12 protein-coding genes are annotated in these 13,146 nt (G+C 59.9%); 1 reads left to right on the top strand and 11 read right to left on the bottom strand.

The genetic code is table 11. The annotated features are described in order from the left end of the window. Positions 1 to 167: 167 nt before the first annotated feature. The 11 genes from JWU58_RS26205 to JWU58_RS26155 all read right to left on the bottom strand — a co-directional run bounded on the left by JWU58_RS26205 (position 168) and on the right by JWU58_RS26155 (position 11,730). Positions 168 to 812 (bottom strand): methionine ABC transporter permease, encoded by a 645-nt coding sequence (locus tag JWU58_RS26205; RefSeq protein ID WP_206421252.1) that lies wholly within the window; start codon positions 810 to 812, stop codon positions 168 to 170. Then, on the bottom strand, positions 802 to 1,923 hold the full coding sequence (locus JWU58_RS26200) for a methionine ABC transporter ATP-binding protein (protein WP_206421251.1): 1,122 nt from the start codon (positions 1,921 to 1,923) through the stop codon (positions 802 to 804). Before JWU58_RS26200 ends, JWU58_RS26205 begins: the two co-directional genes overlap by 11 nt. A gap of 2 nt (positions 1,924 to 1,925) precedes the next feature. Then, positions 1,926 to 2,735 (bottom strand): MetQ/NlpA family ABC transporter substrate-binding protein, encoded by an 810-nt coding sequence (locus JWU58_RS26195; protein ID WP_206421250.1) that lies wholly within the window; start codon positions 2,733 to 2,735, stop codon positions 1,926 to 1,928. Between the two features lie 85 nt (positions 2,736 to 2,820). Beyond that, complete coding sequence (locus JWU58_RS26190) at positions 2,821 to 4,212, bottom strand: LLM class flavin-dependent oxidoreductase (protein WP_206421249.1); 1,392 nt, start codon at positions 4,210 to 4,212, stop codon at positions 2,821 to 2,823. Next, entirely contained in the window at positions 4,212 to 5,405 is a 1,194-nt protein-coding gene (locus JWU58_RS26185) for an SfnB family sulfur acquisition oxidoreductase (protein ID WP_206421248.1), read from the bottom strand. The genes JWU58_RS26190 and JWU58_RS26185 overlap by 1 nt, the downstream gene beginning before the upstream one ends. Positions 5,406 to 5,432: 27 nt before the next feature. After that, positions 5,433 to 6,674 (bottom strand): SfnB family sulfur acquisition oxidoreductase, encoded by a 1,242-nt coding sequence (locus JWU58_RS26180; protein ID WP_206421247.1) that lies wholly within the window; start codon positions 6,672 to 6,674, stop codon positions 5,433 to 5,435. Positions 6,675 to 6,937: 263 nt separating this feature from the next. Next, positions 6,938 to 7,702, bottom strand: coding sequence for a hypothetical protein (locus JWU58_RS26175; RefSeq protein WP_123444087.1), 765 nt, complete (start codon positions 7,700 to 7,702; stop codon positions 6,938 to 6,940). A gap of 462 nt (positions 7,703 to 8,164) precedes the next feature. Beyond that, the gene (gene tcyN / locus JWU58_RS26170; RefSeq protein ID WP_206421246.1) at positions 8,165 to 8,914 is read right to left on the bottom strand and encodes an L-cystine ABC transporter ATP-binding protein TcyN; all 750 of its coding nucleotides are present in this window, start codon (positions 8,912 to 8,914) and stop codon (positions 8,165 to 8,167) included. A 4-nt stretch (positions 8,915 to 8,918) separates the two neighbouring features. Beyond that, complete coding sequence (gene tcyL, locus JWU58_RS26165; RefSeq protein ID WP_016772200.1) at positions 8,919 to 9,584, bottom strand: cystine ABC transporter permease; 666 nt, start codon at positions 9,582 to 9,584, stop codon at positions 8,919 to 8,921. Beyond that, on the bottom strand, positions 9,584 to 10,384 hold the full coding sequence (gene tcyJ / locus JWU58_RS26160) for a cystine ABC transporter substrate-binding protein (protein WP_122508407.1): 801 nt from the start codon (positions 10,382 to 10,384) through the stop codon (positions 9,584 to 9,586). The genes tcyL and tcyJ overlap by 1 nt, the downstream gene beginning before the upstream one ends. Positions 10,385 to 10,731: 347 nt before the next feature. Continuing rightward, entirely contained in the window at positions 10,732 to 11,730 is a 999-nt protein-coding gene (locus JWU58_RS26155) for a D-cysteine desulfhydrase (RefSeq protein WP_206421245.1), read from the bottom strand. Positions 11,731 to 11,920: 190 nt separating this feature from the next. Here JWU58_RS26155 and epsC point away from each other — a divergent pair, with 190 nt between their 5' ends. Continuing rightward, positions 11,921 to 12,847, top strand: a complete 927-nt coding sequence (gene epsC, locus JWU58_RS26150) for a serine O-acetyltransferase EpsC (RefSeq protein WP_206421244.1) — start codon at positions 11,921 to 11,923, stop codon at positions 12,845 to 12,847. Positions 12,848 to 13,146 lie beyond the last annotated feature (299 nt).

The raw sequence follows: 13,146 nt of genomic DNA, 5'->3' as shown, positions 1-13,146 counted from the left end.
CGGGTACAAGCGGGCAAATTATTCTAGGAATCGTCCTGCAAACCCGCGTGCTTCAGGCTGGCGAAACGACAAAAGTGGTGTAGGAAGCATCTGATTTTTACGAAGGGCATCGCCCAAAATACTGCGATCACATGGGCCTGGTTGATGGCCACCTGCCGCTATCGACCTTAGCGCTTATTCAGCCCCCGCGCCAGCCTGTCGCCACCCAACTGAATCACCGCCACCAGCGCCACCAGCAAGACGATCACCGTCAACATGATCTGGCTATCGAAGCGCTGATAACCGTAGCGATAAGCGATATCCCCCAGCCCACCAGCACCAATTGCCCCAGCCATGGCCGACGAATTGATCATCGTCACCAGGGTGATGGTGAAACCGCCGACAATCCCCGGCAGCGCCTCGGGCAGCAGCACATGCCAGACGATATGCCAGCGCCGGCAACCCATGGCCTGTGCGGCTTCGATCAGACCATGATCGACCTCGCGCAGACTCACTTCGGCGATCCGCGCGAAGAACGGCGTTGCGGCGATTGTCAGCGGCACCACAGCGGCCCACACGCCATAGGTAGTGCCGACGATCAGGCGGGTGAACGGAATCAGCGCAACCATCAGGATCAGGAACGGGATCGAGCGGAACAGGTTGACGAAGGCGCCCAGCGCACGGTTCAACAGCGGCTCCTCATAGATCCCGCCCTTGTCGCTGGTGACCAGAATCACCGCCATGGGAATCCCCACCAGCAGCGCGATCAACGAGGACACGCCAACCATCAGGAAGGTGTCGATAAAACCCTGCAGCAAGCGATCAAACCACATAGCCCAATACCTCCACTCGTTGCGCCCACTGCCCGGCGCGCTCGCGCAATTGCTCGGCGCTGGACGCCGAACCGCTGACGGCCAGTAAAAGCTGCCCCAGCGCGTGTCCCTGAATTCGTTCGACGCCGCCCTGAAGCAGCTTCACTCGCCCACCCAACGCCGCAAACAACGCGGCCAGATCCGGCTCATCAGCGGCACTGCCGTTGAACTGCAAACGCAACACCACCGCTGCATTTGAAGCCGTAGATAGCGCCTGCAAGCGGCTTTGCAGTTCTTCCGGCAAGGCGTGTTGCAGCGGCGCGAGCAAGGTCTGGCTGACTGCGTGTTGCGGATTGCCGAACACTTGCCACACCGGCCCTCGCTCGACCACATGGCCATGCTCAAGCACGACGACGCGATCGCAGATCTCGCGGATCACTGCCATTTCGTGAGTGATCAGCACAATGGTCAGGCCCAGGCGTTTGTTGATCTCGCGCAACAGGCCGAGGATCGACTGCGTGGTCTCCGGATCCAGCGCCGATGTCGCCTCATCGCAGAGCAGAATGTCCGGGTCATGCACCAGCGCGCGGGCAATGCCGACACGCTGTTTCTGCCCGCCTGAGAGTTGCGCCGGATAGGCCTTGTGCTTGCTTTGCAGGCCGACCAGTTCGAGCAGTTCGCGAACCTTGTTGTCGCGCTGCTCCTTCGGCACGCCGGCGACTTTCAGCGGCAACTCGACGTTCTGCCAGACGGTCTTGGCCGACATCAGATTGAAGTGCTGGAAGATCATGCCAATGCGCCGGCGCAGGGCGACGAGGCGGTCTTCATCGAACTCGCCAATGTCGACCTGATCGATCAGCACCCGCCCCGACGTTGGCTGTTCCAGGCGATTGATCGTGCGGATCAGCGACGACTTGCCGGCGCCGCTGCGGCCGATGATGCCGAACACTTCACCACGCTGAATCGCCAGGTCGATGCCCTGCAAGGCCGCGACCGGACCTTGCCGGCCGTCGTAGGTTTTGCCCACGCCGATAAAGCGTACGTGGGCGCGATTCAACTCGGGGTGCAGCTCGGTTTTTTCAGCATTGTGTGGCTCTGGAAGCTCCAGTCGCCGTTGGATCGCCGCAGTCATGTTCAGCTTTCCCAACCGGCCTGATAGAGCTTGCCGTAGGCCTTGTCCAGCGCCGCGCGAACGGCCGGTGAATGCTGATAGATGTCGACGAACTTGATCAGGCGCGGGTCGGTTTTGCTCTTCGGCTGGATGACGAACTGGATCACGTATTCCTTGTGATCGAGGCCGTCGAACAGCAGCGGCGAGCCGGCATCGAAGGTCTTCGCCAGACGGATGTAGGCTGGATAACCCTGGACCAGATCAGCGTCGTCATAAGCGCGCACCAGTTGCACGGCTTCGACCTGCAGAATCCTGATGTTCTTCGGATTGGCGACGATGTCGTCCTCGGTAGCCTTGTAGCCGACGCCGGGTTTCAGGGTGATCAAACCGGCCTTGGCGAGCAATTGCAGACCGCGACCGCTGTTGATCGGGTCGTTGGCGATGGCAACGCTGGCGCCTTCGGGCAGTTCATCGAAGCTTTTGTATTTCTTCGAATACAGGCCGACGTTGTTGATGATCCCGGGTGCGAACGGCACCAGATCGAAACCGGACGCGGCTTTGGCGTTTTCCAGGAACGGGATGTGCTGGAAATAATTCACATCAATGTCGCCAGCGGCGAGGCTGACGTTGGGCGCGATCCAGTCGGTGAATTCCACCAGCTCGACTTTCAGGCCTTGTTTGGAAGCTTCCTCGACGGCGGCTTCCAGCGGAATGGCGAAAGCGGCGGTGGTACCGATTTTCAACGGGGCGTCGGCGGCGAAGATAGCCGAGCTGAACAGGCCGAAGGCCAGGGCCAGTGCTTTGACTGGGTGGGACAGGTTTTTTTTGGTCATGGTGGTTTTTCCAGTCAGTGCATGAATTTGTTGTGCAGGGGAGGGCCTCTTCGCGAGCAGGCTCGCTCCCACAGAGGCACGCATTTCAAATGTGGGAGCGAGCCTGCTCGCGAAGCTTCTGATGCCGGTACGAAGAGCCGCTGTGTTGTTCAGGCAGCTGCGCCTCGCCGTGAAACAACTTCTCGCGTAAGGTCCCGCTGTCATACGCAGTCTTGTACGAGCCGCGTCGCTGCAACTCGGGAATCACCAGTTCGATGAAATCGACATAGCTTTCCGGGGTGACGATGCGGGTCAGGTTGAAGCCGTCCAGACCGGTCTCGGCGATCCACGATTCGAGTTCATCCGCCACTTGCTCGGGCGAACCGACCACGGTGATGTAACGGCCGCCGAGGGCGTGCTGGTCGAGCAATTTGCGCCGGGTCCAGTCGTTGTTCTGCAGGTTTTTCGTCGCCGACTGAATCGCATTGCTCTTCACGTACTGGATCGGTTCGTCGATTTCGTACTGGGCAAAGTCGATGCCGGTAGACGCGGAAAAATGCGCCACGCCGGCCTCGGCGCTGGCATAGCTCAGGTATTCGGCATGCTTGGCCCACGCTGCTTCTGCGGTGGCGCCGACGATCACGTTGAGGCCCATGAACACCTTGATGTCTTCAGGATTGCGCCCGGCTTCGACGGCGCTGGCGCGGACCTTGTCGACCTGCACTTTGGTCGATGGTTTGTTCTGGCCGCTGATGAACACGCACTCGGCATGACGCCCGGCAAACAGCAAGCCGCGGTCGGAGCTACCGGCCTGAAACAGCACCGGCGTGCGCTGCGGTGACGGCTCGCAGAGGTGATAACCCGCGACCTGATAGAACTCGCCCTGGTGCTCGACCTTGTGCACTTTGTCCGGGTTGGCGTAGATGCGCTGCTCGCGATCGTTGCGCACCGCGCCGTTCTCCCAGCTGCCTTCCCAGAGCTTGTACAAGACCTGCAGATATTCTTCGGCCTGGTCGTAGCGGCGGTCATGTTCGACCTGTTCGCGCAGCCCCATGGCTTTGGCGGCGCTGTCCAGGTAACCGGTGACGATGTTCCAGCCAACGCGGCCGCGACTCAAATGATCGAGCGTCGACATGCGTCGGGCGAACAGATACGGCGGCTCGTAAGTGAGATTGGCGGTGAGGCCAAAGCCGAGGTTTCTGGTGACGGCGGCCATCGCTGAAACCAGCAGCAGCGGATCGTTGACCGGCAACTGGATCGACTCTTTCAGCGTGACGTCCACCGAGTTCTGATAGACGTCGTAGACGCCGACGATGTCAGCGATGAACAAGCCATCGAACAATCCACGCTCAAGCAACTGCGCCAGTTCGGTCCAGTACTCGATCGTGTTGTAGCGGGTCGAGGTGTCGCGCGGATGCGTCCAGAGGCCGTGATTGATGTGGCCGACGCAGTTCATGTTGAACGCGTTGAGCAAAATTTTCTTTTTCGCAGCAGTCATCAGATCGTCCCTCGCAGCGGAGGGTTTTCATCGTTGAGGTAGTAATTGCCCACGGCGTGATATTTCCAGCGCACCGGGTCGTGCAGGGTGTGCACGCGCGCGTTGCGCCAGTGCCGGTCGAGGCCGTGTTCACTCAGCGTCGCCTGGCTGCCGGCCAGTTCGAACAGCGTGCTGCCGGCGGCGAGGGAAATTTCCGTGCTGATCGCCCGCGCCTCGGCAACCGCGATCGACGCGGCGGCGACGGTTTCCGCGTTGGTTTCGGCTTGCGCGGCATCGAGGATTTCGCCGGCACGTTCGAGCAAGGCTTCGGTGGCGTGCAGCCGAATGCTCAAGTGGCCGAAGCTCTTCAATGTCAGCGGATCTTCGGTGGCCGTGTCGTTGCCGGAATCGATCCACGGACGGGTCTTGCTGCGCACGAAATGCAAGGCGTCTTCGTAAGCAGCGCGGGCAATGCCGGTGTCGATGGCGGCGTGGAGAATCTGCGCCAGCGGGCCGACCGTGGTCGGGCGCTCGAAAGCGCTCTGGAACGGCAGCACGTCTTCCGCCGCTACATACACATCTTCGAACACTACCGAGCCGCTGCCAGTGGTGCGCTGGCCGAAGCCGCTCCAGTCGTCGATTACCGTCAGGCCCTTGCTCTCGCGCGGGACGAAGGCCAGTTGCTGTACGCCGTTTTCATCGACCACCGACGTCGGAATGCGCTGCGCGTAAATCGCCCCGGTCGAGTAGAACTTGCGACCGTTGATGCGATAACCATCACCATCGCGGGTGAGACGGGTGACGCGGTCGTGAGCGGTTCTGGTGCCCAGTTCTGCCAAGGCATTGCCAAAGCGCTGGCCGGCGAGGACCTCGGCGTACAGGCGCTTTTTCTGTTCATCGCTGCCATTCACGCGCAGCACTTCCAGTGCGTAGAAATGGTTCTGCGGAATCTGCCCGAGCGAACCGTCGGCCTGAGCGATGAGTGCGATGACTTTGGCCAGGGTGATGTTGGATACGCCCGCGCCGCCATATTCTTTCGGCACGCTGATGCCCCACAGGCCGGAGCGGGAAAACACTTCCAGCTCGGCCAATGGCAGGCGGCGTTCGCGGTCGCGCAGGGCGCTGTCGCGTTTGAAATCTTCGGCCAGGTCGCTGGCGACGATCAGGGCTTGCTCATCGCTGGTGATGAGCGCGACGTGATGGGAAAGCGTCATAGGGGGTTCTCCAGATGACTGGTCGTCTCAGATCCAGGAATGGCGAGCCGGCAAAGTGCCGTTCAGGCGATAGGCGCCGACCGCGTGATATTTCCAGCGCACCGGGTCGTGCAGGGTGTGCACGCGGGCGTTGCGCCAGTGGCGGTCGAGATTGAATTCGGCAAGGGTCGCGCGGCTGCCGGCCAGTTCGAAGAGCTTTTCGCTGGCCAGCAGCGAAATCTCGGTGGTCAGCACTTTTGCTTCGGCCACGGCGATCGAAGCGCGTGCGGCGGATTCGGCAGTCAGCGGCGCGGCGTGGACGTCATCGAGCACTTTTCCGGCCTTGCGCAGCAGCGCTTCGGCGGCGTGCAGTTCGATTTTCAGTTTGCCGATATCGGCGATCACGTAGAGGTCATCGCTGGCGCGCTCGACCTTGGCGTCGATCCATGGCCGTGCGCGGGTTTTGACGAAGTCGATGGCGTCGTCGATGGCGCCACGGGCGATGCCGGCGTCAATGGCCGCTTGAATCAGCTGCGACACTGCGCCCTGGGTGTTCGGCTTGTCGTTGATCTTCCAGTTGTCGATGACCAGGCTCGACTCGACGCGCACGTTGTTCAGCAGGATCGTGCCGCTGGCGGTGGTGCGCTGGCCGAAGCCCGACCAGTCATCGACGATGCGCAGACCCGGCGTGCCGCGCCGGACGAAGGCCAGCACCTGTTTACCGTCATCGTTGAGCGCTTTCACCGCGACCCAATGCGCAAACAGCGCGCCGGTGGAGTAGAACTTCTGGCCGTTGATCACGTAGTCGTCGCCATCTGCACTGATTCGCGCCTTCAGTTCCAGGGTGTTTTTGGTGCCACGTTCCGGGCCGGCATTGCCGATGCGCCAGCCTTCCAGAACACTCTGGAACAGCTGCTTTTTCTGCGCTTCGGTAGCGGTGCCGAGCAGCAGATGGATGATGCCGAACTGGTTCTGCGGGATCTGCCCGAGCGCCGGGTCGGCGGCAGAAATGATCGCGAATACTTCGGCCAGCGTGACGAAGGAAACCTGCGGGCCACCGTACTCACGCGGGATGGCAATGCTGCCCAGACCGCTGCGGGTGAACTGTTCAATTTCCGACCACGGCAGCTTGCGCTGCCGGTCGCGTTTGGCCGCCTGCACACGGGCGGCTTGCGCCAGATCAAAGGCGGCCTTGATCGCTTGAGCGTCGTTGCGCAGTACTTGCGCGGGCAACAACAGCGGGGCGATGTCCAGATCGGACTGCACGTTGGCATCTGCAAGACTGGACATCAGTGCCGCTCCCTGGCTGCACGCAATGCCCTGGCGATCTGCACTGGGGTGATTGTGTTCCGGACCATACCTACCTCACATCTCATGAAAAACGCCGCGAAGTGCGACGATTGAAAGAATGTCCGGTGGTCCGGTTCATATACCCTAAGCGTGTATAAAAATTAAATAAACTAACTTTTAGGAATATGCATAGAAGGGGGGATGTTCGGCTTGGTTAACGAGTTTCAGGTGAGAGGCGACTGACCTCCCACCTTGGGCAGGTCTCACTTGGTGCGTGATTCGGCGGCCTTTAATTCGGTTTTCAACGGGACTTTTACGTACGGATTCACGCAACCGATTTTCAACGTGCGCGGCGGTGCCCAGCGCGAGTTGTTACCGACCCGGTCGAGGATGCAGTACGTCACGTCCAGCCGCAGGTCTTCGCCCGCTTCGACAATCACCGCCGGTGGCACCCAGACCTGAATCGGCAGCCCGACATCGGCCGCAGTGACCGCCGCCAGATCCATGCGCACATCACCCCAGCGCAATGTGATGGCGTCGTCTTCTGCCATGTTCAGATAGGGCTCGATAGTCAGCGGCACGCCGCGTTTGATCTGGCTGGGGTTCACGCCCTGACGGCGAATCGCTTCGGGGATGATCACTGGTGCCAGTTGCTGGTTTTCGTCTTCGCACTGCCCAGTGGGCTGGCCACCGGGGCAATCGAGTTTGACCTGCACCCGGGTCGCCGCCGACAGTGCCGGACCCTGGCCGACCTGCATCACGCGGTAGTGAATGCGCGCGGTGCCATTGGTGATGAAACTCTCCGGCACCCGCAGGCTGACCGACTCACCCACATCGTCTGCGCTGAGGACTTTTGACGCGACATAGCATTTGTTCCAGAACAGTTCGATCAGATCGCCAACGTCCATGTCGCGGTAGGGCGGTACATCGATCAGCAGATGGGCCGCTGTCGCCTGGTTGATGCCGGTTTTTTGGGCGCATGCCAGCGTTGGCGCTGCAAGTTCGGGGGTGTGCGAAGTGCGGGTCATCGGTTTCTCTCCTTGAAGTCTTGCAGCGAAATCCGTTTCTGGAAAACAAAAAAGACGCGAATCAACTGGCAATAAAAGCGAGAACTATTTGTTCGGTTTTAGTGCGAGTTGTTTGAACTAATTGGCGCCGGTTGCCGACTAGATAAAAGTCTGCGGAGAGGGGTGTCAATAGAGCGGCTTAGTTAATGCGTGAATTACAAATTAATCAGAAAGCTCCTACGTCACCTAGGCAATATGCCTAGTGGTACGCGCGAAACCAGCTACAGATAAACGGCTATTGCGCAGGGTTTTGCGCGGGTTTGTTCGCAGGCAAACGTATGAAAATATGACGAGTCGAAGATGCGCGTAACCGTTGCGCAATATATATCTGCGCTCGCTAGTAACAAATGTAGAAAAGATTGAAATGCCGGGAGAGAGGTAACTTCCATCCGTGGAAGTGGAGGGGTATTGCTGAGAAAGTTCTCAGGCGTGATTCAGGAACTTGCTGAGAAACTGTTTGGTGCGTTCTTCTTTCGGGTTGGCAAACAGTGCCTTGGCTTCACCCTGTTCAACAATTACGCCCTTGTCGAAAAACACCACGCGATTGGCCACGTCACGGGCAAAACCCATTTCGTGGGTGACAATCACCATGGTGCGATTTTCTTCGGCAAGACCGCGAATGGTCGCCAGCACTTCACCGACCAGTTCCGGGTCGAGCGCTGAAGTCGGTTCGTCGAACAGAATCACTTCCGGCTCCATCGCCAGCGCCCGGGCAATCGCCACGCGCTGTTGCTGGCCACCGGAGAGACGGCGCGGATAGGCGTCTTCTTTGCCGGCAAGCCCCACCTTGTTCAGCAGTTTTTTACCCAGAGCAACTGCCTGGTCGCGCGGCATCTTCTTGACCACGATCGGGCCTTCGATGACGTTTTCCAGGGCGGTGCGATGGGGGAACAGGTTGAAGTTCTGGAACACGAAGCCGACGTGCTGGCGCAGATTGCGCACCAGACTTTGCTGCTGATTCAGCGGGCGTCTGGTATCGATTTCGATATCGCCGACCTTGATCCGGCCGCTGGTGGGTTCTTCAAGGAAATTCAGGCAACGCAGGAACGTCGTTTTCCCCGAGCCACTGGGCCCGATGATCGCGACGACTTCGCCTTCCTTTACCTCAAGGTCGATGCCGTTGAGCACGACCTGACCCTTGAATTGCTTGGTCAGTTTTTCCACGACAATCATCGCGTCAGGACTCCTGGTCGTGCCGATTGACCCGCTCTTCCAACTTGTTCTGCAAGTGCGAAAGCACCGTGGCCAGAATCCAGTAGATCAGCGCGGCGGCAAGATACATGGTGAAGACTTCGAAAGTCCGGGCGGTAATCAGCTGCGCCTGACGGAACAGCTCCGGCACCTGAATGGTCGCGGCCAGCGCCGTGTCCTTGACCAGCGAAATGAAGCTGTTGCCCAGCGGCGGCAATGCCGTGCGCATCGCTTGCGGCAGGATGGCCCGGCGCAGGGTCTGCGCGCGGGTCATGCCGATACTCGCGGCAGCTTCCCACTGACCGCGTTCGATCGAACCGATCGCGGCACGCAGGATTTCACAGGCATAGGCGGCCATGTTCAGCGAGAAACCGATCAGTGCTGCCGGCAGCGGATCAAGCTCCATGCCCAGTTGCGGCAAGCCGTAATAGATCACGAACAGCTGCACCAGCAACGGCGTACCGCGAAAGAACGACACGTAGATGCGGGCCAGCCAACTGACCGATTTGAAGCGTGACAGACGCATCAGCGCGAGGCCGAAGCCCAGCAGCAGACCGAAGAACATCCCGCCGAGGCTGAGGACTACCGTGTAGTACGCGCCCTTCAACAGAAAGGGCGCGGAATCCAGCGCGAGTTGGAAAGCCTCTTCCATTATTTAGTGACGTCTGCGTTGAAGTATTTCTTCGACAGTTTCTCGAGAGTGCCGTCAGCACGCAGTTCGTCGAGCGCCTTGTTCACCGCAGCCAGCAGTTCAGGCTCGCCTTTGCGCAGGGCGATACCGGATTCCTGACGCGAGAAGGCCTCACCGGCTGCGACGGTTTTCGGGGCTTTCTTGGCGTATTCGAGGGCGGCCAGACGGTCGATCAGGATGGCATCGGTACGACCGTTGTTGAGGTCGGCGAACTTGGTCGGATCATCGTCGTAGGTGCGCACGTCAGCACCCGGCACGTTGGCGCGAACCCACTGCTCGTAGTTGGTACCCAGGCCGACACCGACTTTCTTGCCGGACAGGTCAGCGGCAGTCTTGATGTTCAGCGCCGACTCTTTGCTTTTCAGCACAAGGGCCTGGATGCCGGACACGGTGTAGGGTTCGGAGAAGTCATACTTCTTCTTGCGCTCGTCGGAGATGGTCACTTGGTTGACCACCAGATCCAGACGCTTGGATTCCAGTGCGGCGAGGATGCCGTCCCATTTGGTCGGCTGGATCTTGGCTTTGACGCCGAGCTTTTGCGCCAGCGCTTCGGACAGCTCCACTTCGAAACCGGACAGCTTGCCGTTTTCGTCAACAAAGCTGAACGGTGGGTAAGTGCCTTCCAGGCCGACGTTGAGCACGCCTTTGTCCTTGATCTGTTGCAACTGCTCACCGGCCACTGCCTGACCGATCAGGCCAGCGCTGAGCGCAAGACCCAGCGAACCGACCAGCAGAGTGCGACGTAGTGCGGAAAAATTCATGACAAGCCCCTGTGTTTTCTTATGGAAGACGCTTAAGGAATGTAGGCAAATTGGTGATTTGAACGACAGCGCTATCCTGCCTTAAAGCAGCTTAAGCGTCTCGCCCGAAATTCGCCTGCGGCGAGACTATAAGATGTCTGTTTTAGACTTGAAAATACTAGATTGTGTTTCTTTTAAGGTTTTTTGGAATATGCGCCCGTTCAGTTGTGGCGAGGGGATTTATCCCCGTTCGGCTGCACTACAGTTGCAAAGTCCTGCGACGTGTACTCACTTGCGAAAGCAAGGGGCCGCTCCGCGACCCAACGGGGATAAATCCCCTCGCCACAGGTAACTGCAATCTGGCGTGATCATCTTGTCAGAAAATCCTTGTAGGCAAACAACGCCGGCGCGCCACCGGTGTGCAGGAAGATAATCGGGCCGTCATCGAAGCGCTGCCGGCCAATCCCGTCTAACAGGCCGGCCATGGCCTTGCCGGTGTATACCGGGTCAAGCAACAGACCTTCCTGAGCCGCCAACAGTTTCACCGCCGCCAAAGTCCCGGCATTTGGTTCGCCATAACGTGGGCCGAAATATTCGTCCCACAGCTCGACCTTGAAGCTGGCCGGCAACTCGACGCCCAGCAGCTCTGCCGTGCGTTCGGCCAGACCCTGCACCTTCGGGCGCTGATCTTCTTCACTGCGCGAAACGGTCACGCCGATCACCGGCAGTTGCGGCAGCGCCTCACTCAGCGCCAGTCCGAGACCACTGTGAGTACCGGCACTGCCTGAAGCCAGCACCACCGCGGCGAAATCGAGGCCGCTGTCCTTGATCTGGTCAGCAAGCTCCAGCCCGGCGCGCACATAACCCAGAGCACCAAGGGCGTTGGAGCCGCCGATCGGCACCAGATACGGCTTCTTGCCGTTGCTGCGCAGGCGGGCGGCGAGGGCAGTCAGTTGTTCGTCGGCGTTGTCGAGGTTGTCGACCAACTCGACCTTGGTGTCGAACAGATCCAGCAGCAGGCGGTTGCCGTTGCCGGTGTAATTTCCGTCATCAGTGCCCAGCGGGTTTTCCAGGAGCGCCACACAACCGAGGCCGAGTTTCGCCGCCAGCGCGGCGGTTTGGCGCACGTGGTTCGATTGCAGCGCACCGGCCGTGATCAGCGTGTCAGCACCTTGCGCGAGCGCGTCGGCGGCGAGGTATTCGAGTTTGCGCAGCTTGTTGCCACCCATCGCCAGCGGCGTCAGGTCATCGCGTTTGATGTACACCTCGCGACCGAGCCAAGTGGACAGGCGCTCGAGTTTTTCCAGCGGCGTGGGGTGGCTCAGCAGTTCGAGACGGGGGAAGCGTTGCAGCTGTTGTTTGATCATGGGTCCGTACTGGCGCAGAAGAATGAAAGGACTATAGGCACGCGTTTTTGCACGGGCAACCGCCAATCGCTTATAGCCAAATGGACTGAGGCCAGCACTATCGGTTCTTAATTCGTCGGCAAAGGCATGCCGTAAAGTAGGCGCCGATGACGCGGCCAGACAGTCCGGCCGCCCGTGAGGAGTCTTTACCGTGAGCGAGCGTTCCAGCCATTGGCAATTGCAGACCATCGTCAGCCAGCTGCGCAGCGCGCGGGATCAGTGGCGCGCACAGAATGGTCGCGCTTCAGGGGAGCAGGGCGGCCGCGAATTGCCATCGCGAGCGGCGATGGCGGAAATCCTCGAGGCGCTGTGTGGCGCGCTGTTCCCGATGCGTCTGGGGCCGGTCGATCTGCGTGAAGAAAGTGAAGATTTCTACGTCGGCCACACGCTTGATGTAGCGCTGAATGCCTTGCTGGCGCAGACGCGCCTGGAGTTGCGTTACGTTGCCCGCCACAGCGCGCAGGACGACAATGAAGTCGAAACCCGCGCCATCCAGATCGTGCAGGATTTCGCCTTGGCCTTGCCGGGCCTGCGCACGCTGCTCGACACCGATGTGCTGGCGGCCTATCACGGCGACCCGGCGGCACGCAGCGTTGATGAAGTGCTGCTGTGCTATCCGGGCATTCTTGCGGTGATTCACCATCGCCTGGCGCACCATTTATACCGTGCCGGGCTGCCGCTGCTGGCGCGGATCAGCGCGGAGATCGCGCATTCGGCGACGGGCATCGATATCCACCCGGGCGCGCAGATCGGCCGCAGCTTCTTTATTGATCACGGCACCGGTGTGGTGATTGGCGAAACCGCGATAATTGGTGAGCGGGTGCGGATTTATCAGGCGGTGACCCTAGGGGCCAAGCGCTTCCCGGCGGATGAGGACGGCCAGTTGCAGAAGGGCCATCCGCGTCATCCGATCGTTGAGGATGACGTGGTGATTTACGCCGGGGCGACGATTCTCGGACGGATCACCATCGGCAAGGGCTCGACCATTGGCGGCAACGTCTGGCTGACGCGCAGCGTGCCGGCGGGGGCGAATCTGACGCAGGCGAATCTGCAGCATGATGACGGGACGCAGAAGTAAGTCTTGAATCTGTGTTGTTGTATCGGGCCTCTTCGCGAGCAGGCTCGCTCCCACATTGGAATGCGTTTCAGATGTGGGAGCGAGCCTGCTCGCGAGATTTCCAGGCCGGATCAAGGTAGTGGCCTTAAGCCAATTCATCAGTGAACGAATCTCTCCAAACCCGCGTCATACCCCTCTTTGGGCGCTGTAGGAAACCTACCGCCCAGCCTTGCGATTAGTCCTTACCACCCCATTAATGTTTAACTTGAACGTTCATTCAAGTTAAACCGGTGGTTCGCTGCCCGCTCACAACAGGAGGC

The sequence above is a fragment of the Pseudomonas atacamensis genome, assembly GCF_017167965.1.
Lineage (GTDB): Bacteria > Pseudomonadota > Gammaproteobacteria > Pseudomonadales > Pseudomonadaceae > Aquipseudomonas > Aquipseudomonas atacamensis.
This window is presented reverse-complemented; position numbering and strand designations above follow the sequence as displayed.